Here is a 19,352-nt window from a genome sequence, read left to right on the forward strand (position 1 = left end):
GGCACCCCGCCACGCCAGCACTACCTCCCTCCCAGACACACAATGGGAGAACACCATGAAGGTCCAGAAATTCACGGTCGCGGATGCGGCGCTGGAAAGTCGCCGGGGCAGGATGCCGATATTCTCGTCGGCAATGTTGTGGACGAGCGGCATGGCGGGCCGGTGTCCATCGGTTACGGGCGCTACGGGCCGGGCCAGAGCCTGACGGAGACCATGGCGGTGGACGACACGATGATCATTCTGGAGGGCCGGCTCTCGGTCTCGACGGAGGCGGGCACGCTGGAGGCCGGCCCTGGCGACATCGTCTATATGCCGAAGGGCGAAGCGGTGACGATCCGCTCCGATGCCGGCGCGTTGACGGCCTTCGTCACCTATCCCCACTTGCGGCCAGTGCACGATTGAGCAGCAGGATTGAGCGGCACCCTTGCCGACACCACCGACCTGTTTTTCGGCGCGGCGCGAGGGCAAGCGGCGACAGCGTGGCACCCACCCTCCCCTTGAGGGGGAGGGTCGGAGCGAAGCTCCGGGGTGGGGTGACGCGGCCTTTCGACGACAAACGCCGGTGCGGATGGGTCACCCCCACCCGCCGCTGCGCGGCGACCTCCCCCCTCAAGGGGGAGGTGTACGGCCCCGCCACGGGCAAACAATGCCGGCGAAGGCGCTGATTTCCCGCACATTTCACGGCTGATTTTCCCCGCTCTCCGGCCATCGCGTATCCTGAACCTCCTTCCGCCGCCGGACGGATCGCGTAACGTGTCGATGCGGGCGGGAGGAGGCGCTTTCGTGTCCGGCCGAAACGTACGGCAGGGGCGAAAGAGGCGTGGAGCGCCGGGGCGTGACGTCCCCGGCGGGCGAGGCTTCCCCCTTCCCCGGGTCGCGGGGTCGGCTTGGGTCCGCCATGCAAGCATTGCCACGCATGCCCCCGAAACCTGTGCCAAGCGGTTTTCGGACAAGGCGATGCGAAGACACTGCGCAGCGAAGCCTTGCCATGCCTGAAGGAGGATTAGACCGCCTCCGAAGAACGCCTGGGCCGCGCGAAAGCGAAGCCACCCACTTACCCCTTCCAGAGGCAACGCTTTCGCGCGGTTCTCCGGACCAGGGCAATTCCAGCAAGGTGTTTGGAATTGCGAAACGAAAACGCCACACCAACCCGATGGGCAACCTGCGGGCCGTTTTCGGCTGCGCGCGATTTTGGGGAGTGCCGATGATGCCGGATACGAGGAAGACGCCGCAGCCTGCGATCGACCGCAGCAGCCTGCCGGTCTACTAGGCCGCGGCGAGCCAGGCCGGTTTCTTCCACACCTGCCGCCTGCCGCAGTGCCGGCGCGCCCGGCGCTGCATCGGCTGGCACCCTGAGGATGCAAGCGGCCCCGACGTCATCGACCTCACGCTGCCGCCCTGCGTCACCGACAAAGCCAGCTTTCGACGGATGGGGCAGGCTCTGGACGAATTCAACCGGTGCATCCAGGCGGCGTTCGCCGCCTCCGGCGACATCGACGACGCGCAGGACGCGGATGAGGACAGCGACGATGACGCAGACGTCTGGCCGTTCCCCGTCGTCGTCATTCCCCGCCACCGGCGCAGCCGTCACGGCGGCCGGCGCTAAAACACTTTCAGTCGAAGCGGCATCGCTTTGGCGTCGGAGACACGCGGCAAAAACAGGACGCTAGTGCAATGCCGGTGAACCGGATTTCACCGGCAATGATCCAGCGGATCAGGAGACGCCGAGCGCTTCCGCCGAAATCCAGAACACCGCGTCCTGCGATTCGGCGGTTTCCAGCCAAACGAAATCGAGATGCGGGAATTCCTCTTCCAGGATTTCCCGGCCCGAGCCGATCTCGCAGATCATGCCGCCGTCCGGATTGAGGAAGGCGGGCGCGTCGTGCAGGATGCGGCGCACGAGATCGAGCCCGTCGACGCCGCCGTCATGGGCCATTTCCGGCTCGGCGCGGAATTCCGGCGGATAGCCGTCGAGCGCCTCGTGGTCGACATAGGGCGGATTGGTGATGATGAGGTCGTAGGTGCGGCCGGCGAGCGGCGCGAAGAGATCGCCTTCGAGAAGGTTCACCTGCCCCGCGACATCGTGCTCGGCGACGTTGAGCGCCGCCACCTCCAGCGCATCGGCGGACAGGTCCACCGCGTCGACCGTGGCGTTCGGGAAGAATTTCGCCGCCAGCACAGCCAGGCAGCCCGAGCCGGTGCAGATGTCGACGGCACTTTCCACCGCCATCGGATCGGGCAGGAAGGACGAGCCGTTTTCGCCGAGATATTCGGCAAACAGGATTTCGCCGATATGCGAGCGCGGCACGATCACCCGCTCGTCGACATGGAAGCGCACGCCCTGGATATAGGAGCGGCCGGTAATATAGGCGGACGGCTTGCGCGTCGTCACCCGCGTCTCGATGCGCTCGGCGATGCGCTTGCGCTCGGCCGGCAGCAGACGGGCGTCGAGGAAGGGATCGAGCGCGTCGATCGGCAGGTCGAGCGTGTCAAGCAGCAGGAAGGCCGCATCGTCGCTTGCCGTCGTCGTGCCGTGGCCGTAGCTGAGTTCCGCCGCATTGAAGCGGGAAATCGCGTAGCGCCAGTAGTCGCGCAGCGTCACGAGTTCGGTTGTGATGTCGTCCTGTGTCAACGGCGGCCTCGCTTCGGCTATAATCCTCTGGACGGAACCGGCTTTAGAATGGCAAGGGCTGGCGGGTCAACCGATAGAACGGTGACAGGACGACGATGGCAGGGTTTTAGGGCTATGGCGAAGGATATCCGCAAACCGCAGAGGCAGATGCCCGGCTCCAGGCCGCGGGCTGGCCGCACGCCGGTCGTTGCCGATAGCGGCAAGCGCGTCACCCTGCCCCGCGCGCTCTCCAAACTCGGCTTCTGCTCCCGCACGCAGGCCGAGGCGCTGATCGCCGCCGGCCGCGTTACGCTTTCCGGCCGCGTCGTCAGCGATCCGGAAACGTGGATCGACCTCTCCACCGCCGCGATCGCCGTCGACGGAACCCCCGTCGTCGCGGAAGAGCGCGTCTACCTGATGCTGAACAAGCCGCGCGGCCTCGTCACCACGCGGCACGACCCGGAAGGCCGTCCCACGGTCTACGAATGCCTGAAGGACCACGCGCACGCCCACCTCTCCCCCGTCGGCCGCCTCGACAAGGCGAGCGAGGGCCTGCTGCTCTTCACCAACGACACGGAATTCGCCAACGCGCTGCTCGACCCCGAGACGCATGTTGCCAAGACCTATCACGTCCAGATGGATCGCCTCGCCAACCAGCCGCTCCTCGATGCGCTGACGCAGGGCGTCGCGCACGACGGCGAATTCCTGCGCGCGAAGGCGGTGCGGGTGCTGCGCGAGGGCGAAAAAAATGCCTGGCTCGAAATAGAGCTCGACGAAGGCCGCAACCGGCAGATCCGCCGCATGCTGGAAGCACAGGGCATCGAATGCCTGCGCCTCGTGCGCGTCGCGATCGGCACCCTTGCACTCGGCGAACTGGAAAAAGGCGCCGTCCGGCCGCTTGCCGATGCGGAGCTTCAGGACCTGCGCCGCCTTGTCGGCAAGGGCTAGCGGAACGCCACTTCGAGATTTTGCCGGTCGCGCGACAGCACCGTGCAGGTCGTCTCGAAGCCTTCCGCCTTGATGGACAGCCTGAATTCGGGCGGAATGCCCGCGGAATTGCTGACCGTGATGCCCGCACCGTCCACCCCGAGGCTTTTCACGGTACAATCGATCGTCGAGCGGCGATCGTTGAAGATGATGGCGCCGGCCTTCAGCACCCGCCGCCGGGCGCCCATGCCCTGGGCGGCGGCCATGGCGGTCCAGGAGACGCAGCGGTTGCGCCCGCTCTCCTTCGCCCGGTACATGGCGGCATCGGCCTGGGCGAGAAGGGTCTCGATGTCGCGGCCGACGATCGACAGCGCCGCGCTGCCGAAGCTGGCCGTGACAGTCAGCGTGCCGAAATCGCCGGTGACGGGTATCGCCGCGATCTCCGCCCGCAGCTTCTCGGCCGCCCGCGCCGCGTCTTCCGCGCCGGCATGGGGCAGCACAATGGCAAACTCCTCGCCGCCGAGCCGGCCGAAGAGGTCGCTGGCGCGCAGGTTGGCCCGGCAGGTGGCGGCCACCGCCTTCAGCACCTCGTCGCCGGCGGCGTGGCCATAGGTATCGTTCACCCGCTTGAAGTGGTCGATATCCAGCACCACGCAGGCAAGGTCGTGTTTGTGGCGAAGCGCGGACGCAATGAGTTGCTCGGCCTCGCGCTTGAAGGCGCGGCGCGTCAGCGCCTCGGTCAGGCTGTCGGTCGACGCCGTCTGCATCAGTTCGATGCGGTCCATCGCCGCCCCCGCCAGTTCCTGCAGGATGTCGATATCCCTGCGACCGAAGGAGCGGGGTGTGCGGTCGATTGCGCAGACGGTGCCGATCGTATGCCCCGCCTTCATCTTCAGCGGCACGCCGGCATAGAAGCGGATATGCGCGTCGCCCGTCACCGCGGGGTGGGCGAGGAAGCGCGGATCCTTCGTCGCATCCTGCACGATCATCGGCTGCTCGTCTTCGAGCACGTAGCGGCAGAACGTGTCCTCGCGCGGCATCTCGTCGTTGGAGAGGCCAGAGCAGGCCTTGTACCATTGGCGGTGCGCATCGATCAGCGAAACGAGGCCGATATCGACCGTGAAAACTTGCTGGATCAGTCGGACGATGCGGTCGAACCCCTCGTCGCGCGGTGTGTCGAGAAGGTCGAGATTTTCAAGTGCCGCAAGGCGGTCTCTCTCGCGCTGAACAAGCTCCGCCGACGATTTGCCGAATGTCCTCGTCACGCCTGAATTCCTTCCATGAAGGTCCATTTCGGAGGCGCCATATCCGTATGCTTACCCGCCGTGGACAATTCCGGTCTGTCTTTTTTGAACATGCGAACCCCGCAGAGGCAACCGCCACCGCCAAATTCCGGAATCGTTTTCCCCGCTCAAAAGGCATCCGGTAGAATGGCACGAAGCCGAGGCATGGCCTTGATCCTCTAGCCCCTAGAGGAAGTAGCGTCGAAAAATGCCAAGCCGGAGATTCTAGCATGCCGTCCCTTTCCCTCCTGTCCGCCGCCATCATGGGAGGCTACCTCGCCGCCTTCCTCTATCTGACCGTGCGTTCCGCGCAGGCTGCGGGCCAGCCCGTCTGGCTGTTCGGCCTGGGGAACCGTCAGGGCCTATCGGCGCTGCTCTTTCGCGTGGTTTTCGCCGGCGGATTTCTCTATCCGGCAGCCGTGCTCGCAGCCGGTTTCGAACCGGTGCATGAAATCGTTGCGCTGCCCTTCCCCATGCGTGTTGGCGGGTTGTTGCTGGCGCTCGCCGGCGCCCTGTTCGGCATTTACGCCCAGCACTATATGGGCGCCTCCTGGCGTATCGGCTCGGTGGAAGGCCATTCCGGCGCGATCGTCGACACCGGTCCTTTCAGGCGGTCACGCAATCCGGTCTTCGTTGGCCAGGTGGCGATGTTTGCGGGATTCCTGCTTGCGCGGCCGGATTTGATCCAGTTCGCGCTTGTGGCCGCCATAACCCTTGCCGTCTGGCTTCAGGTTCGAATCGAGGAAAAAGTGCTAGTGCGCGATCCCGGCGAGCCCTACCAGGCCTATCGGCAAAAGGTGCCGCGATGGCTCTGAACGGTTCAGTCGAGCATTTTCGCGAGACCGTTGACGGTGTTGGAGTTGCGCAGCGTGCCGATACCGAGTTTCTTCGTCGTCAGATGCGAGAGCAACCTGGTTTCGCTCGGTTTCTTGCTGAAATCGATCCACAGGTCCCCATCGACGAAAGCCAGCCTGATCGCCGGGTCGGCGATCGTTTCGAGTGCCGGCAGGACGTCGGCGCCGAGCGGTTTTCGCATGACGCGGATGCCGACGTCGGCGCCCTTGCCATCCGGAAAGGGATTTTGGGCCGCAAGGCGCTGCCAGCCCGCCGCCGTGCGCAGGATAATATCGACATGTTTGCCGAAACGATCGCGAAAGGCGCTCTCCAGCCGATCCTCTATGGCGGCAAGGGGAGCGTCGTCTCCTTCGAAGATCAGGTTTCCGGTGGCAACGAGCGTGCGGGCGTTGCGGTAACCCAAACCTTCCGCCATGGCCTTGAGATCAGCCATGACAAGGCGGCGGCCCGGTCCGAGTACGATACTGTGCAGGAGGGCGACATAGGTTGTCATGGATGCGCCCGGCGTTGCAACAAAACGGCGTCGCGGGCACCGCACAGAAGGGCGTCGAAATCGCAGCAGGCGTGGCGGCACCCCATCGGCACGGTCATGGTTTCAGGCCTTCGCCGCCGCGACACGCCAGAGACGCCAGGGCGCCCACCAGCGGAACCGTTTTTCCAGCGTCTCCGGCACGGGATCGAAACCATGGGTGCCGCCGGGACCGCACCGGGCGACACGAAACAGCGCCATGAAGCCGCCCTGCCAGAGCCCGTGGCGGGCGACAGCCTCGTAGCCATATTCCGAACAGGTCGGCAGGTGACGGCAGGCATTGCCGATGAAGCCGGAGAGCGTGAGCTGGTAAAGACGAATGAATCCCATGCCGAGCAACCGGCCCGGCGTCTTGCGGAACGGCCCGCGCCAGTTGCGGCCGCTATACGCCAGGCGCTCGCCGGAATGCCGGCAGTCCGGGGCGTCGCACATCGCCCCTCACCCTGCCTTTTCAAGCCGCTTCACCTCGATCTGACCGATGGCATCGACCACGGCGTCGAAGGTCAGCATGGTGGAGGCGTGACGGGCCTTGTAATCCTTGACGGGCTTGAGGAAGCGCATATCCTCGAAGCGGCCGGCCGGCCCCTCGCCGTCGGCCTTCAGCATGGCCAGCATGTCTTCCCGCGCCTGGCGAATTTCCGCGGTCGTCGCGCCGATGACATGGCGCGCCATGACCGAGGAGGACGCCTGGCCGAGCGCGCAGGCCTTGACCTCATGGGCGAAATCGCTGACCTGGTCGCCGTCGAGCTTCAAGTAGACCTTGACCCGCGATCCGCAGAGCTTGGAGTGGGCGCCGGCTTCGGCATCCGCATCGGCAAGCGTGCCGATCTTCGGGATGTTGCCGGCAAATTCCAGGATACGGCTGTTATAGATATCGTCCATCATGACCCTGTTTTCCGCGTTTTTTGCGGAATCTTCAATGATCCGAGGAGATTATTCCGGTCTCGTCGGGAAAAAAGCATGCCGTGTCGCCTCGTGCCTCTTTCGCACCCATCGTTCGATACTATATGATAACTCGTATTGGGGTGAGCGTTTTGCAAGACGCGAGCAATTCCGGGAAACGTGCGAAGCGGTTTTCCGTCCGGAATTGCGATAAGCAGAAAGCAAGCATTCACCTGTTGTTTGGGAAACCGTGCCGGACGGTCTAGCGCACTGATAAGCCGAGACCAGAAAGCCCCGGAGCCCGCCGACGGAACCCAAGCCTGCAGGGTTAGGCGAATGGCCAATGGCGAGTCCGATAAACACGTCAGGTAACCTGCAGAAAGGTTTATGGGTCCATGGACGCCATCGTCACCAATTTTCCGCGTCTCGACGATCAGTCGGACCGCCCCTCGCAGAAAGAGGCTGAAGACGCCGTTCGCGTCCTGCTTCGCTGGGCGGGCGATGATCCGGAACGCGAAGGCCTGCTCGACACGCCGTCCCGCGTCGCCAAGTCCTACCGCGAGCTGTTTTCCGGTTATGACCTCGCCGCCGAGGACGTTCTTGGCCGCACCTTCGAAGAGGTTGCCGGCTACGACGACATGGTGCTGGTGAAGGACATTCCGTTCTTCTCGCATTGCGAACACCATATGGTGCCGATCATCGGCAAGGCGCATGTCGCCTACCTGCCGAATGGCCGGGTGCTGGGCCTCTCGAAGATTGCCCGCGTGGTGGAAATCTACGGTCGCCGCCTGCAGACGCAGGAAACGATGACGGCGCAGATCGCGAAATCGATCGACGAGACGCTGAACCCGCGTGGCGTCGCCGTGATGATCGAAGCCGAGCATATGTGCATGGCGATGCGCGGCATCCAGAAGCAGGGCTCGACGACGCTCACCACCACCTTTACCGGTGCCTTCAAGACGGAGCCGACCGAACAGGTTCGCTTCATGACCATGATCCGGAGATAGGCGAAAGCCGGCTCCGCACGCCCGCAATTCGAGCAAGAGTGAGCAGTGCTTTTGCTCGAATTGCGCAAGAACAAAAGACAAAGCCGACCGCCATGCCAATCACCTTCCAAACCCCTTCCAATGACAAGGCCGAGCTTGAAACGGGCCCGGCCTTCACGCCGCGTTTCGACGAAAACGGCCTTGTGACAGCCGTGGTAACGGATGCGAAGGATGGCGAACTGCTGATGGTCGCCCATATGAATGCCGAGTCTTTGGCGCTGACCATCGAAACGGGCATCGCTCACTATTGGAGCCGCTCGCGCAAGTCGCTGTGGAAGAAGGGCGAGACCTCCGGCAATCTCCAGACGGTCGTGGAACTGCGGACGGATTGCGACCAGGATGCCGTGTGGCTCAAGGTGTCGGTTGCCGGCCATGACGCGACCTGCCACACCGGCCGCCGCTCGTGTTTCTACCGCACGGTCTCGAACGGGCCGGATGGCGCAGTGGTGACGATCACCGGCGGCGAGCCGCAATTCGACCCGGCCGCAATCTACGGTAAAAATTAAGCATCTGCGCGAATTCCGTTCAGTTCCGGCACGGATTCACAAATTGGCAACCGGTCTGATCGCCTAATGCCACGCATGGCGGCCTGTATCCCCGCCATGTGGATCGGAACATGGAACCCCATCGCTGTAGTGCGTCACGACCGGTTTCCACCGCCTCCCCGAAAGGGGCGACGATCCCGCGGGCCAGCGCCCTCCTCCAGCCTCAAATGAACGCACGCGGCAGACGCCACACAGGGATTTTTCCAGCAAAAGTTCCCCGGGTCACAGTCTGCCTCTATCCTGTCATCTATTGTGTAGCAGATAGGCCCGAGGTTCAGGAACCGATTGCCTCGGCGCGAATTCCTCTTTGGAATGGAGGCCTGGCATGCTGAACTGGAGTTTCAATCGTAGTCTCGTAACGGCGGATGCCTCAGATCCAGGCGGCCCTTCCATGAACGACATGTCTCATATTCCCGCGCCGGCTCAGCCGCGCAAATCCAAGATCGCGCTGGCACTTGGCGGTGGCGCCGCTCGAGGCTGGGCTCATATAGGCGTGCTGCGGGCACTGGACGAGGAAGGCATCGATGTCGGCATGATTGCCGGCACTTCGATCGGCGCCCTGGTCGGCGGCTGTTACCTTGCGGGCAAGCTCGACGAACTGGAAACCTTCGCCCGGTCGCTCACCATGCGGCGCATCGCGAGCCTGCTTGATTTCACCATTCGCGGCTCCGGTCTGTTCGGCGGCATGCGGCTGACCAAGCGCATGCAGGAGCACCTGGAGAACCTGTCGATCGAGGAGCTTGACCGTCCCTTCGTCGCCGTGGCGACCGAAGTGAACAGCGGTCACGAGGTCTGGATCAACAGCGGTTCGCTGATCACCGCCATCCGCGCGTCCTACGCCCTGCCCGGCATTTTCGAGCCGATCAAGTGCAACAACCGGACCCTGGTGGATGGCGCTTTGGTCAATCCCGTGCCGGTATCCGTCTGCCGCGCCCATGAGGAGCCGCTGGTCGTCGCGGTCAACCTCAACTACGACCTCTATGGACGCTCGGCCGTGATCAAGCACAGTGCCAGCCAGCAGAAGATCGACGATCATCGGCAGGAAGACAGCGCGGCGCGCATGGGGCTGACGAGTGTGATGGTACAGTCCTTCAACATCATCCAGGACCGCATTTCCCGCGCGCGCCTTGCCGGCGATCCGCCGGATCTCTCGCTGCATCCGAAACTGTCGGATATCGGTCTTTCGGAGTTCCACCGCGCGGGCGAAGCGATCGATCGCGGATACCTGGAAGCCAAGGCGCGGATTTTCGAAATCAAGCGCATGCAGGAAGTCGTCCTGATGCGCTGACGCGTTATCAAGACCTAGACGCACGATAGGGCGGAGCGATGACAATCGTTCCGCCCGAAACCGTTTTGAGAGCAATCAGCTGGCGATATAGGCCTTGATGGCGTCTGCTTCGTGCTTGATGGCGCGAATGTGGGATTTCACCACGTCGCCGATCGAGATGATGCCGACGAGCCGGCCTTCCTTTTCCACCGGGATATGGCGGGCGCGCAGCTTGCTCATCATTTCCATAAGGTCGTCGACGGTTTGGTCTTCGCCACAACGATAGACGTTGCCCCACATGATGGAGGAAATGGGCTTGTCCAGGCTGTCTGCCCCGTTGCGTGCAACCGCGGCAACGATGTCGCGCTCGGTCACAATGCCCGCAATGCGGTCGTTGCGATCAACGATGACAATGGCGCCGATGTGATTTTCATGCAGATAGACGGCAGCCTGCTTGACTGTGAGCTGCGGGCCGCCGGTTACGACGTTGCGGCCTTTTTCGTCCAGTATCGTCTTTACATACATGCGTACCTCCCGAGTGCATCATGACGCAGAAGGCGGGACACCCGCGCAGGGATGCCCTGCCTGTACCAGCGACATCCGCTTCCTCCCGCGGTATGCCGCATCCGTTCCGATGTGCATGTGCGAACCGGAACACTTATATGGTGCGCCACGAAGGAGGCGATTGCAAGACCGCTAATGGACTATCGTTAATCCCGGCGGGTCTCCGCCGTACCGACGTCGAACAGCGGAAAGAACAGGAAGCCGAAAAGGAAGCCGCCGATATGCGCCTCCCAGGCAATCGCGCCGCCCTCGGCCGAACCGAACACCTGGCCGAAGCCGATCAGGAAATTCGTCAGGAACCAGATGCCGGAAAACACCAGGACGGAGCGGTTGGACAGCGCCTCGCCGATCGTCAGGCGCCGGTTGAGATGGGCGAATTGCCGGCTGATGCGGCCGCTCGGCGAAAAGACGAAGCGGGCAGCGGCCCCCATCAGGCCGGAGACGACGCCGGACGCGCCGACCACCAGAATCATCGCGCCCCAATGCAGTGTCGTATGAAAAGCGACGGCCGCGGCGGCCGACAGGCACCAGAACAGGAAGAACCGCAAGAGACCGATGCGGCGCACGACGGGCGCACCGAAGGCGACCATCCAGAAGGCGTTGAAAATCAGATGTTCCCAGCTGCCATGCAGCAGCGAATAGGTCACCGGGCTCCACAGCCAGCCCATGTCCTGCTCGGCGAAGGGAATGGCGTAGCGGCCGGGGATGAAGGCGAAATGCAGCAGGACGAGCTCGTCCGTCGAGGTCGAAAGCAGATAGGTTCGCACCACATGGATGGCGATGAGCACCGCCAGGACCGCGACGAGACTGCCCGGCAGGTTGAAGGCCGGCTCCCGCCTGCGGATATCCGCCCCGCCACCCTGCACCTCAACGCCATCGTTACTCATGAGCAGTCCACCAAACACATAAAATACGAATCGCGCTTATACAGATAAAAGAAAGGCCGTGCAGCTTTCGCTGAACGGCCGGTGCCCCCAATCCCCGGGGCGGAAGTCGATGTGCAATAACCATTCCCTCGTGGAGGGATGACCGGATGTTCCCTCAACGCGGCCAGGGACGCAATCGAAACCATTCGTTAACCTTAACGGCGGGCTGGCACGAAACTCGCTCCTTCCTTCTGAAAGCCACCGCACACGCTGTTTTTCGTGTCGGAACGGAACAGAATCGATTGGAAGTGAGCATGCAGACGAAAGCCGTCACGGCACTTTACGACTATTGGACACGCCAGCGCGGTGATCGTGCGGTTCCGCTGCGCCGCGCCATAGAGCCCGCCGACATCGCGCCGATCCTGCCCGACGTCTTCATTCTTGAACACAGCCGTCTTGCCGATCCGCACTTCCGGCTTGCCGGCACACGCATCTGTGCGCAGTTCGCGCAAGAATTGAAGGGCGCGGCCTTCGACCAGCTCTTTGCGCCCGATCAGCGCAACCGGGTGGCGCGGATAGCGGAAAACGTCATGGCGCACTGTGCACCGGCAGTCATGCAGGTCGCGCTCGTCGATGGCACGCTGGAAACCACCGAGGCGGAAATCGTGCTGCTGCCGGTCGCGACGAAAGGCAGGACGGCGGATCGCATCATCGGCGCCCTCGCCCCCCTGCCCGGCCAGTCGCCGCCGCTTGCCGCCTTCCGCTACGCGACACTCGGCGCGCTTTCGGTAATCGACACAAACCGCATGCCGGGTTTCGCCGGCAGCCGGCCGGCTGTTCCCATGCCCACCTCGATCATGGCCATCCGCCCGGCGGGGCTGGGCCAGACGATGAGCCGCGTGTTGCACCTGAGGATATTTGAAGGTGGACGGCGCGTCGATGACGTTTAAACACGCATAACGTCACAACAAAATCAAAAGACACTAAATGGTTGTTAATGCATATATTTATAGTTGCTTTTAGCGGAGCGGCAAACCTTCTGTTAACCCCGAAAGCTTAAGAGTTGGAAACAGATAGGATCATCAGGCCCGCGCGCACATGTATTCATTCCAGCAGGCATCACCCGCCGCCCGGAAACCACAGCCCGAGCAACGCAGCTTCCAGCGCGTCTCGGTGAACCTGGGTGGCCGGCTGATGTTGCCCAATCACGACGAATACGACTGCACCGTTCTCGACATGTCACCGGGTGACGCAAACTTCGTCTGCGTTGCGCGCCCACGTATCGGCGAGCGCATCATCGCCTATGTCGACCATCTCGGCCGCATCGAAGGTACCGTCGCCGTCCTCAACGACAACGGCTTCGCAATCTTCCTCAACGCCACGGACCGCAAGCGCGAAAAACTCGCCGCGCAGCTGACCTGGATTGCCAACAAACACGAACTCGGCCTGCCCGAGGACCGCCGGCACGACCGACTGAGCCCGCGCCAGGCGCCGACGGATCTGACGCTCGACGACGGGCGGCGCTACCCCTGCCGCATCATCGACCTTTCGCTCTCCGGCGCAGCGGTCGATATCGATGTCCGCCCGGCCCTTGGAACACCGGTCCAGCTCGGCAATATGAAGGGCCGCGTCGTGCGACACTTCCAGGAGGGCGTCGCCATCGAGTTCTCCTCTGTGCAGTCCCGGGAAGCCTTGACGGCGTTCCTGTAGCATTTTGGCACGGCCGCAAGTCGGATCCGTTCTATTGGGGGCCTTCGGGCCCCTTTGTTGTTTCAAGGCGAGACAACAGGCCGGCTGGAAAACAATCTCAAAAAAAATTTGCCGCCTCTAAATCCTTCAGCCGCTCTTTTGAGCAACCAGGCTGACGTATTTCCATCTTTGACACTCCAGCAGTGGACCTTGTCCGGCGCCTCCGACCAGGCCTAAGGGCGCGATTTCTCAGGCAATGTCAGTTCGTTCCGCAAGATTTTCATTTTGATTCAGTTACTTGAAGCAGAACCTCAATCATCGCCAGCCGAACGATTCCTTCAAATTTTACTCAAATTCCACTCAAATACAGATCAAATCAAAATCAAATTTTATTCTTGTTTTATTCTTATGCACCCTTGATTTGAACTAAGTTATACTTCGGCTTTTCGCGCAAGCTCAAAACATAGCTGTCATTGTCACCTCATCAAACGGGGACAACGCAATGACAAAAACAATCAAGACAGGGACATTCGCATTCCTCTTTTCTCTGGTTGCGGCGCAGGCCGCCGTCGCACTTCCGGCCAATATTCCGCTGGCAGGCGCGACCAACCAGCCCATCGGGCACTATGAATTCTGCAAGCAATATTCCGACGAGTGCGGCCCGACCGGCAAGGACGCCGGCCCGCTCAAGCTGACGCAGGAAAACTGGAAGACGATTCTCAACGTCAATTACGCCGCCAATACCGAATTCATGCCGATGACGGACATGGAGATTTACGGCGTCGAGGAACAGTGGACCTATCCGGACGGCGCTGCGGATTGTGAAGACTACGTGCTGATCAAGCGCAAGCGCCTGATCGAGGCCGGCATTTCGCCCTCCAACCTCCTGATCACCGTCGTGCTCCAGCCCAATGGCGAAGGCCACGCCGTGCTGACCGTTCGCACTGATCGCGGCGACTTCGTGCTCGACAACATGCGCAACAAGGTGCTGCTCTGGTCGGAGACCGAATACCGCTACCTGAAGCGCCAGTCCTCGGTGAATGCCGGCAAGTGGGTAAAGCTGCAAGACGGTCGTGCCGACGCCGTCGGTAGCGTCAAGTAAGTCCCGGCGTCCACCAGACGCCGCATGACGAGACTGCCCGGCAACATTGCCGGGCGAGCAAAAGGGCCCGGTCAGTCCCCCAATCCCCGTCCCGACCACGGCCCTGCGGCCGGTTCCGCTGTCCCCGGAACCGGCCGCTCCCCTTTTAGGGAACCTGACACTCTTGATCTCAACCAAAAATTAACCCTGTTCGCAGACGCTCCGGCAAAGACGGTTCCGACCCGAGCCACCGGAGAGATGCGAGATGACAGCGGCCGCGACCGGCAATGACGACCACGCCCCCCTGCTCTCCAGCCGCCTGCTCACGCGCCTGACGATCGGGGTCGCCGTGCTCGCCGGCCTCACGGTGGCAATCAGCCTTGGCGGGCGCATGCTGGGCGAGCGCATCGCGCTTGCCGGCCATACGGAAAGCGGCGAGGCCATCGACGTTGTCATCGGCCAGGACCAGATCCGGTTGCCGGCCAATACGATCCGCTTCGAGGAGCAGCGCCAGACCGGCCGCGCCGAGCGGCTCGACCTCTACCTGACCTGGCCGGAAATGAACGGTTATTCCAATGCGCAGCGCGGCCGCTTCAACGATGCCAGCCGCCCGGAAAGCCTGATTTTCCTCAACCTTTCGCAGAGCACGATGTCCAGGGACATGTCCGGTCGGCTCGGTCCGATCTACAGCCACCTGTTCGACGGCCGGCCGGAGCCCGGCCCTGCGGGCCTCACCCTGCAGCGCCTTAAAGAGACGTCCGGCTATGGCGACGAGATTTTCTTCACCGGCACGCAGTCCGACGGCTCCGCCTATGTCGTGCGCTGCATGATGCCGGCCGAGGAATCACAATCGACCAGTGCGGATTGCCAGCGCGATATCCACATCGGCAGCGATCTTTCCGTGCTTTACCGCTTTTCGAGCAGACTTTTGCCGCAGTGGCAGGCCATGGAGGCGCGCGTTCGCGACTATCTCGGCCGCTCCCTGATCCAGAACGGCCGCCCGACCTCCCTTCGCCAGAGCCGATAAAACACGACCGATCTCAGAAACCTATGATTCATCATAAACCGATTGGTAACGCTATCTCGCTACTGTGCCAGGAACGGTCGTTCTGGGAGGCCACGCCCGGAGCCCATCTGCAATCCGAGAATGAAGAGTAACGTAGTGTCCCGTTCCGTATTCCTCGATTTCCTCCCCCGCTCTTGTCAGGCAATTGCCACTGCGGCGAAAAGTCTGGTGATGATCGGGATGGTCGCCACCGTTGCCGTGGCGACACCCGCTCAGGCAGCGCCGAAATATGCCGGTATCGTCATCGATGCCAAGACCGGCAAGGTGCTCTACAGCGAGGATGCGGACCAGTTGCGCTACCCGGCGTCGCTCACCAAGATGATGACGCTGTATCTGACCTTTGAGGCGCTCGAGGCCGGCAAGATCCGCCTCAATACACGCGTCCCCTTCTCCAAGAATGCGGCCAGCGAGCCGCCGACCAAGCTCGGCGTCGGCACGGGCAACTCGATCACCGTCGAACAGGCGATGCTTGGCCTGATCACGCGCTCGGCGAACGATGCCTCGACGGCCCTTGCCGAATTCCTTGGCGGCTCGGAAGAGCGTTTCGCCCGTATCATGACGCAGAAAGCCCGTGCACTCGGCATGACGCGCACGGTCTACCGCAATGCCAACGGCCTTCCCAACACCGCGCAGGTAACGACGGCGCGCGACCAGGCCCGCCTGGGCATCGCGTTGCGCCAGCACTTCCCGCAATATTATTCGTATTTCTCGGTGCGCAGCTTCCGCTTCGGCAAGCAGACCATCAATGGCCACAACCGCCTGCTTGGCAGCGTGCGCGGCGTCGACGGCATCAAGACCGGCTACACTCGCGCCTCCGGCTACAACCTCGTGACTTCGGCGGTTGCCGATGGCCGCAGCGTGGTCGGCGTGGTCCTGGGCGGTCGTTCGGGTGCGGCCCGTGACCAGCAGATGCGCAAGCTTATTGCCGCCTATATGCCCAAGGCCTCGCGCCGTGGCGGTGGCGACCTGATCGCCCAGACCAAGGATGCGCCGACGCTGACGGCAGAAGCCGACGACACGCGGACCCTGACCGCCGAGGTCGCCAGCAAGGCGACGACCGCCTCGGTCTCCGGCACGCTCGACCTGCCGGAAAACGGCCCGGTGCCGACCTATCGCTACAACGAAGCCCGTATCGAAACGGCCTATGCTGCGACGGCTGAAGACAGCTCCAGCGTCGTCGGCAAGCGCGCGCTTGCCGCAACGCTGAAAATCCAGCGCGATGCCGCCGTTCCGCCGGCCGATCTGATCGAACAGGGCGACGCAAACGACTCCGTCGATGAACTGACCACCTCCTCTACGGTTGCATCCGCCTCCGTGCCCTCGGGCTGGGTTATCCAGATCGGCGCCACGCCGGACCAGGGCCAGGCATCGGATCTTCTCGCCAAGGCAAAGAACCAGGGCGGCAAGGCACTCTCCAGCGCGCAGCCCTTCACCGTCGCCGTCAACAGCGGCAGCGGCCAGCTCTACCGCGCCCGCTTCGGTGGCTTCGATAACCAGAACGGCGCGGCTGCTGCCTGCAAGGCTTTGAAGCGCAAGGGTTTCGCCTGCTGGGCTAGCCAGCAGTAACGACAAGGGAACGCGCTGTGTATTGGCGCGCCCGCTGAACTACCGCCTTGCGCCCGCAACGGTCCCGGACAGGTATTGCGTACCGGGTGACTGCGCAGCAAGGCAGGCGGATTGCCGTGAAAGCGGCTCTGCCATCCTCGATTGGGTAATGCGTACGAGGCAAATTATGGCGATGAACGAGAACCTGTTCGACTTCCCTCCCACGACGCGCGACGAAAAGCGCAAGTCGCTGAAGGGCACGCTGCACCCGCTGCACGAAGCGGCGATGCGGATTGCGGATATCGGGCTTGGCCGTTCGCGCAACAGGACGAAGGATCTCGTCGGCATGCTGCTCGCCCACGGCGCCCGCGCCTGGCGCTCGGGCCAGCCGACCGCCGGGATCCACCTGCATGTCGGCGTCAGCGAGCGCCGCTACCCCGTGCGGATGCGCCTGCGTTAAGGCGCATTCCGCTGGGCTGCTGCAAGTCAGCCCAGCTTGCAAAGTGCTGCGACATTTGCTGTGCATGACAGATGCCGGCCATTCCTCTTCCCTTCGTTATCGCACTGCTGCTGACTGTGCTGCTCTTGAGGCTGGTGCTGCTGCGCGAGCCAGCGCTGCGGCCAACCATCGGCTTCGTCGGTGCCTGCGTGATCGTTGCCGCGGGTGTCGGTGCGCGATGGGCTATCGACTGGGCGTTCGTGCGCTTTCTCCAGCCCGTCCTCGCATCAGCCCTACCACCCGTGGCCTGGCTCTGCTTCACGGCTGGGCGGACGCAAACCGGCGGCAAATGGTGGCTGCATTTTCTGCCGGTTGCGCTCGTCTTCCTGCTGTCGGCGGCCTGGCGGGTATGGCAATCGCCCGTCGATCTGGTGCTGGCTGTTCTCTATGTCGGTTATGGCGTCGCTCTGCTGCGCCTGGTGGGCGACGGGCCGGATGGCTTTGAACGGGCGCGGCTCAGCGATGCAGGGGGCGCGCAGAAGGCTACCCTCGCCGCGGGTGTCATTCTCATTCTCTCCGCCGTCGTCGACCTCTTCATCGCCATCGATTTCGGCGTTTATCACGGCACGCATGCGGAGGTGATCGTGACGACCGGCAACCTGCTTCTGCTGCCCGTGCTTGCCTACGCCGTGGCCGTGATCGGCAGGAGCACGCCCACCGACATGGCCGAGGACGCCATTGCGATCGGCCCGGACGTCGCGGATATCCCGAGCGAGGAAGACGGCAGGATCGTCACCGCGATAGAGCGCCTGATGCAGGACAAGGGGCTGTTTCGCGATCCGGACCTCACCCTGAACCGTATCGCGCGACGGGCGGGAATTCCGTCGCGCCGGATATCGGGCGCCGTCAATCGCCTGCGCGGGCGCAACGTCTCGCAGCTCGTCAACCACTACCGTGTCGAGGAGGCGAAACGCCTGCTGGCGGAGACCGATATGCCGGTCACGACGGTGATGTTCGAATCCGGCTTCCAGACCAAATCGAACTTCAACAGGGAGTTCCTGCGGGTAACCGGTCTCAGCCCCAGCGACTATCGCCGCGCGTCTACGGCATGACGACACCGAGGAAGGTGATGATGCGGTCGGCAATCTCCCGGTGGATTGCGGCCCGGCTGCGCGAGCCACCATCCTTGCAGACGATGCCGTCGCCCGGTGTTTCCGCCTCGATGCGTTCCGCAGCGCCCGGTTTGCAGATCTGCAGGAAACTGAAATGCATGGCATCCGGCACGACGACATACTCGGTCGTGGTCATCGGCAAGCCTTTTGCGAGATAACCGGATTCCAGATCGGCCGGCATGTCGCCGATATCCGTTCCGGCAGCGACTATCAGCGCCGGGACACGCAGTGCCGCAAAGCTTTCCGGCGTGAAACCGCGCGCGAGACCGAGATCCAGCGAAACGAAGGCACGAAGACGCGGATCGCCGAGGTCCCCTTCAAGCTTCTTTCGCGCCTCACCCGTTCCGTCCAGCCCGAGTTCATGGGACAGGACACATGCCCGCGGGCTTGTGTTCACCTTGCAGTCGGCCGCAAACCGGTCTGCATCGAATCGCGCGCCGGCCAATGCTGCAACCGTCCAGCCGCCGAGTGAATGGCCAATTGCGGCGACCCTGTTCTTGTCCAGGTGCGGGGCGAGGTCCTGGTCTGCAAACAAGGCATCGATCAACCGGCTCAGGTCGCGTGGGCGTTCCCAGAGCTTTGCGGCCTGTGCGGCACTACGGTCGAAGGTCGTGGTGCCCGGATGATCGGTTGCGGCGACGATATAGCCGCGCGCAACAAGGTCGCCGGCCAGCCAGCTCAGATTGCGCCAGCTTCCACTATAACCATGGGAAAGCACGACGAGCGGATGCGTCTTGCCATCCGGGGCGGCGTCGCGGACCGCTTCCATGCCGATGAAGGCGGGGTTTTCGCCGACGGTTTCGGTTTTTCCAACGTCCGGCGTCGGATACCAGACGACGGCGGAGAGTGCGCGCCCGTTGTCCGGATCGGCAATCCGGATGTCGCGGACACCGATCGCGTCAGCCTGAGCAGCAGTGGCGAGGCCGGCGAGGAGCACGGCTGTGGTGAAAAGCGATTTGCGCATGGAAGCCTCGTGTTGTTGAAC

21 protein-coding genes and 1 pseudogene are annotated in these 19,352 nt (G+C 63.0%); 14 read left to right on the top strand and 8 right to left on the bottom strand.

What is annotated here, in order from left to right:
• Positions 1 to 55 precede the first annotated feature (55 nt).
• A pseudogene (locus tag BSY16_RS06345) lies at positions 56 to 402 on the top strand (EutQ-related cupin domain-containing protein).
• 1,027 nt (positions 403 to 1,429) lie between these two features.
• On the top strand, positions 1,430 to 1,606 hold the full coding sequence (locus BSY16_RS32290) for a hypothetical protein (protein WP_171902389.1): 177 nt from the start codon (positions 1,430 to 1,432) through the stop codon (positions 1,604 to 1,606).
• Between the two features lie 108 nt (positions 1,607 to 1,714).
• Here the strand turns inward: BSY16_RS32290 and prmB are convergent, their stop codons facing one another.
• Positions 1,715 to 2,632: a 50S ribosomal protein L3 N(5)-glutamine methyltransferase gene (prmB, locus tag BSY16_RS06350; protein WP_083242842.1), complete on the bottom strand. Its 918-nt coding sequence runs from the start codon at positions 2,630 to 2,632 to the stop codon at positions 1,715 to 1,717.
• A gap of 147 nt (positions 2,633 to 2,779) precedes the next feature.
• On the opposite strand from prmB, the gene BSY16_RS06355 reads away from it, so the two are divergent.
• Complete coding sequence (locus BSY16_RS06355; RefSeq protein ID WP_069061413.1) at positions 2,780 to 3,559, top strand: pseudouridine synthase; 780 nt, start codon at positions 2,780 to 2,782, stop codon at positions 3,557 to 3,559.
• Here BSY16_RS06355 and BSY16_RS06360 read toward each other — a convergent pair.
• Positions 3,556 to 4,830, bottom strand: a complete 1,275-nt coding sequence (locus BSY16_RS06360; RefSeq protein ID WP_069058881.1) for a sensor domain-containing diguanylate cyclase — start codon at positions 4,828 to 4,830, stop codon at positions 3,556 to 3,558. The genes BSY16_RS06355 and BSY16_RS06360 overlap by 4 nt on opposite strands.
• 221 nt (positions 4,831 to 5,051) lie before the next feature.
• Here BSY16_RS06360 and BSY16_RS06365 point away from each other — a divergent pair, with 221 nt between their 5' ends.
• On the top strand, positions 5,052 to 5,636 hold the full coding sequence (locus BSY16_RS06365) for a methyltransferase family protein (protein WP_069058882.1): 585 nt from the start codon (positions 5,052 to 5,054) through the stop codon (positions 5,634 to 5,636).
• Between the two features lie 5 nt (positions 5,637 to 5,641).
• Here the strand turns inward: BSY16_RS06365 and BSY16_RS06370 are convergent, their stop codons facing one another.
• The 3 genes from BSY16_RS06370 to BSY16_RS06380 form a co-directional block, all read right to left on the bottom strand.
• Complete coding sequence (locus BSY16_RS06370) at positions 5,642 to 6,169, bottom strand: DUF1697 domain-containing protein (RefSeq protein WP_069058883.1); 528 nt, start codon at positions 6,167 to 6,169, stop codon at positions 5,642 to 5,644.
• 102 nt (positions 6,170 to 6,271) lie between these two features.
• Entirely contained in the window at positions 6,272 to 6,637 is a 366-nt protein-coding gene (gene yidD, locus BSY16_RS06375) for a membrane protein insertion efficiency factor YidD (RefSeq protein WP_069058884.1), read from the bottom strand.
• Between the two features lie 6 nt (positions 6,638 to 6,643).
• Complete coding sequence (locus BSY16_RS06380) at positions 6,644 to 7,090, bottom strand: iron-sulfur cluster assembly scaffold protein (protein WP_069058885.1); 447 nt, start codon at positions 7,088 to 7,090, stop codon at positions 6,644 to 6,646.
• A gap of 392 nt (positions 7,091 to 7,482) precedes the next feature.
• Between BSY16_RS06380 and folE the strand changes: the two genes are divergently transcribed.
• The 3 genes from folE (at position 7,483) to BSY16_RS06395 (ending at position 9,966) form a co-directional block, all read left to right on the top strand.
• On the top strand, positions 7,483 to 8,094 hold the full coding sequence (gene folE / locus BSY16_RS06385; RefSeq protein ID WP_069058886.1) for a GTP cyclohydrolase I FolE: 612 nt from the start codon (positions 7,483 to 7,485) through the stop codon (positions 8,092 to 8,094).
• A 92-nt stretch (positions 8,095 to 8,186) separates the two neighbouring features.
• On the top strand, positions 8,187 to 8,639 hold the full coding sequence (gene hisI, locus BSY16_RS06390) for a phosphoribosyl-AMP cyclohydrolase (protein WP_069058887.1): 453 nt from the start codon (positions 8,187 to 8,189) through the stop codon (positions 8,637 to 8,639).
• Between the two features lie 364 nt (positions 8,640 to 9,003).
• On the top strand, positions 9,004 to 9,966 hold the full coding sequence (locus tag BSY16_RS06395; RefSeq protein WP_069058888.1) for a patatin-like phospholipase family protein: 963 nt from the start codon (positions 9,004 to 9,006) through the stop codon (positions 9,964 to 9,966).
• A 75-nt stretch (positions 9,967 to 10,041) separates the two neighbouring features.
• Here BSY16_RS06395 and BSY16_RS06400 read toward each other — a convergent pair whose 3' ends face one another.
• Positions 10,042 to 10,470 (bottom strand): CBS domain-containing protein, encoded by a 429-nt coding sequence (locus BSY16_RS06400; protein WP_069058889.1) that lies wholly within the window; start codon positions 10,468 to 10,470, stop codon positions 10,042 to 10,044.
• A gap of 185 nt (positions 10,471 to 10,655) precedes the next feature.
• On the bottom strand, positions 10,656 to 11,396 hold the full coding sequence (locus tag BSY16_RS06405; protein ID WP_069058890.1) for a rhomboid family intramembrane serine protease: 741 nt from the start codon (positions 11,394 to 11,396) through the stop codon (positions 10,656 to 10,658).
• 293 nt (positions 11,397 to 11,689) lie between these two features.
• On the opposite strand from BSY16_RS06405, the gene BSY16_RS06410 reads away from it, so the two are divergent.
• The 7 genes from BSY16_RS06410 (at position 11,690) to BSY16_RS06440 (ending at position 18,307) form a co-directional block, all read left to right on the top strand.
• On the top strand, positions 11,690 to 12,325 hold the full coding sequence (locus tag BSY16_RS06410) for a PAS domain-containing protein (RefSeq protein WP_069058891.1): 636 nt from the start codon (positions 11,690 to 11,692) through the stop codon (positions 12,323 to 12,325).
• A 148-nt stretch (positions 12,326 to 12,473) separates the two neighbouring features.
• Entirely contained in the window at positions 12,474 to 13,085 is a 612-nt protein-coding gene (locus BSY16_RS06415; RefSeq protein ID WP_069058892.1) for a PilZ domain-containing protein, read from the top strand.
• A 481-nt stretch (positions 13,086 to 13,566) separates the two neighbouring features.
• Positions 13,567 to 14,166, top strand: coding sequence for a transglutaminase-like cysteine peptidase (locus tag BSY16_RS06420; RefSeq protein WP_069058893.1), 600 nt, complete (start codon positions 13,567 to 13,569; stop codon positions 14,164 to 14,166).
• A gap of 244 nt (positions 14,167 to 14,410) precedes the next feature.
• Entirely contained in the window at positions 14,411 to 15,172 is a 762-nt protein-coding gene (locus tag BSY16_RS06425; RefSeq protein WP_069058894.1) for a hypothetical protein, read from the top strand.
• Positions 15,173 to 15,292: 120 nt separating this feature from the next.
• On the top strand, positions 15,293 to 16,777 hold the full coding sequence (locus BSY16_RS06430) for a D-alanyl-D-alanine carboxypeptidase (RefSeq protein ID WP_069058895.1): 1,485 nt from the start codon (positions 15,293 to 15,295) through the stop codon (positions 16,775 to 16,777).
• 166 nt (positions 16,778 to 16,943) lie between these two features.
• The gene (locus tag BSY16_RS06435) at positions 16,944 to 17,216 is read left to right on the top strand and encodes a hypothetical protein (protein ID WP_069058896.1); all 273 of its coding nucleotides are present in this window, start codon (positions 16,944 to 16,946) and stop codon (positions 17,214 to 17,216) included.
• Between the two features lie 71 nt (positions 17,217 to 17,287).
• Complete coding sequence (locus BSY16_RS06440) at positions 17,288 to 18,307, top strand: helix-turn-helix domain-containing protein (RefSeq protein ID WP_069058897.1); 1,020 nt, start codon at positions 17,288 to 17,290, stop codon at positions 18,305 to 18,307.
• Here the strand turns inward: BSY16_RS06440 and BSY16_RS06445 are convergent.
• Positions 18,297 to 19,331, bottom strand: coding sequence for an alpha/beta hydrolase family protein (locus tag BSY16_RS06445; protein WP_069058898.1), 1,035 nt, complete (start codon positions 19,329 to 19,331; stop codon positions 18,297 to 18,299). The genes BSY16_RS06440 and BSY16_RS06445 overlap by 11 nt on opposite strands.
• Positions 19,332 to 19,352 lie beyond the last annotated feature (21 nt).

The sequence above is a fragment of the Sinorhizobium sp. RAC02 genome, from assembly GCF_001713395.1.
Classification (GTDB): domain Bacteria; phylum Pseudomonadota; class Alphaproteobacteria; order Rhizobiales; family Rhizobiaceae; genus Shinella.

Bases quoted from the DNA above. Each gene is read 5' to 3' on its own strand.
- BSY16_RS06430 (WP_069058895.1), top strand. From the start codon at position 15,293: ATGAAGAGTAACGTAGTGTCCCGTTCCGTATTCCTCGATTTCCTCCCC.
- BSY16_RS06380 (WP_069058885.1), bottom strand. From the start codon at position 7,090: ATGATGGACGATATCTATAACAGCCGTATCCTGGAATTTGCCGGCAAC.
- BSY16_RS06445 (WP_069058898.1), bottom strand. From the start codon at position 19,331: ATGCGCAAATCGCTTTTCACCACAGCCGTGCTCCTCGCCGGCCTCGCC.
- BSY16_RS06360 (WP_069058881.1), bottom strand. From the start codon at position 4,830: ATGGACCTTCATGGAAGGAATTCAGGCGTGACGAGGACATTCGGCAAA.
- BSY16_RS32290 (WP_171902389.1), top strand. From the start codon at position 1,430: ATGGGGCAGGCTCTGGACGAATTCAACCGGTGCATCCAGGCGGCGTTC.
- BSY16_RS06415 (WP_069058892.1), top strand. From the start codon at position 12,474: ATGTATTCATTCCAGCAGGCATCACCCGCCGCCCGGAAACCACAGCCC.
- BSY16_RS06355 (WP_069061413.1), top strand. From the start codon at position 2,780: ATGCCCGGCTCCAGGCCGCGGGCTGGCCGCACGCCGGTCGTTGCCGAT.
- yidD (WP_069058884.1), bottom strand. From the start codon at position 6,637: ATGTGCGACGCCCCGGACTGCCGGCATTCCGGCGAGCGCCTGGCGTAT.
- hisI (WP_069058887.1), top strand. From the start codon at position 8,187: ATGCCAATCACCTTCCAAACCCCTTCCAATGACAAGGCCGAGCTTGAA.
- BSY16_RS06410 (WP_069058891.1), top strand. From the start codon at position 11,690: ATGCAGACGAAAGCCGTCACGGCACTTTACGACTATTGGACACGCCAG.
- BSY16_RS06370 (WP_069058883.1), bottom strand. From the start codon at position 6,169: ATGACAACCTATGTCGCCCTCCTGCACAGTATCGTACTCGGACCGGGC.
- folE (WP_069058886.1), top strand. From the start codon at position 7,483: ATGGACGCCATCGTCACCAATTTTCCGCGTCTCGACGATCAGTCGGAC.
- BSY16_RS06405 (WP_069058890.1), bottom strand. From the start codon at position 11,396: ATGAGTAACGATGGCGTTGAGGTGCAGGGTGGCGGGGCGGATATCCGC.
- BSY16_RS06440 (WP_069058897.1), top strand. From the start codon at position 17,288: ATGCCGGCCATTCCTCTTCCCTTCGTTATCGCACTGCTGCTGACTGTG.
- BSY16_RS06400 (WP_069058889.1), bottom strand. From the start codon at position 10,470: ATGTATGTAAAGACGATACTGGACGAAAAAGGCCGCAACGTCGTAACC.
- BSY16_RS06435 (WP_069058896.1), top strand. From the start codon at position 16,944: ATGGCGATGAACGAGAACCTGTTCGACTTCCCTCCCACGACGCGCGAC.
- BSY16_RS06425 (WP_069058894.1), top strand. From the start codon at position 14,411: ATGACAGCGGCCGCGACCGGCAATGACGACCACGCCCCCCTGCTCTCC.
- BSY16_RS06365 (WP_069058882.1), top strand. From the start codon at position 5,052: ATGCCGTCCCTTTCCCTCCTGTCCGCCGCCATCATGGGAGGCTACCTC.
- BSY16_RS06420 (WP_069058893.1), top strand. From the start codon at position 13,567: ATGACAAAAACAATCAAGACAGGGACATTCGCATTCCTCTTTTCTCTG.
- BSY16_RS06395 (WP_069058888.1), top strand. From the start codon at position 9,004: ATGCTGAACTGGAGTTTCAATCGTAGTCTCGTAACGGCGGATGCCTCA.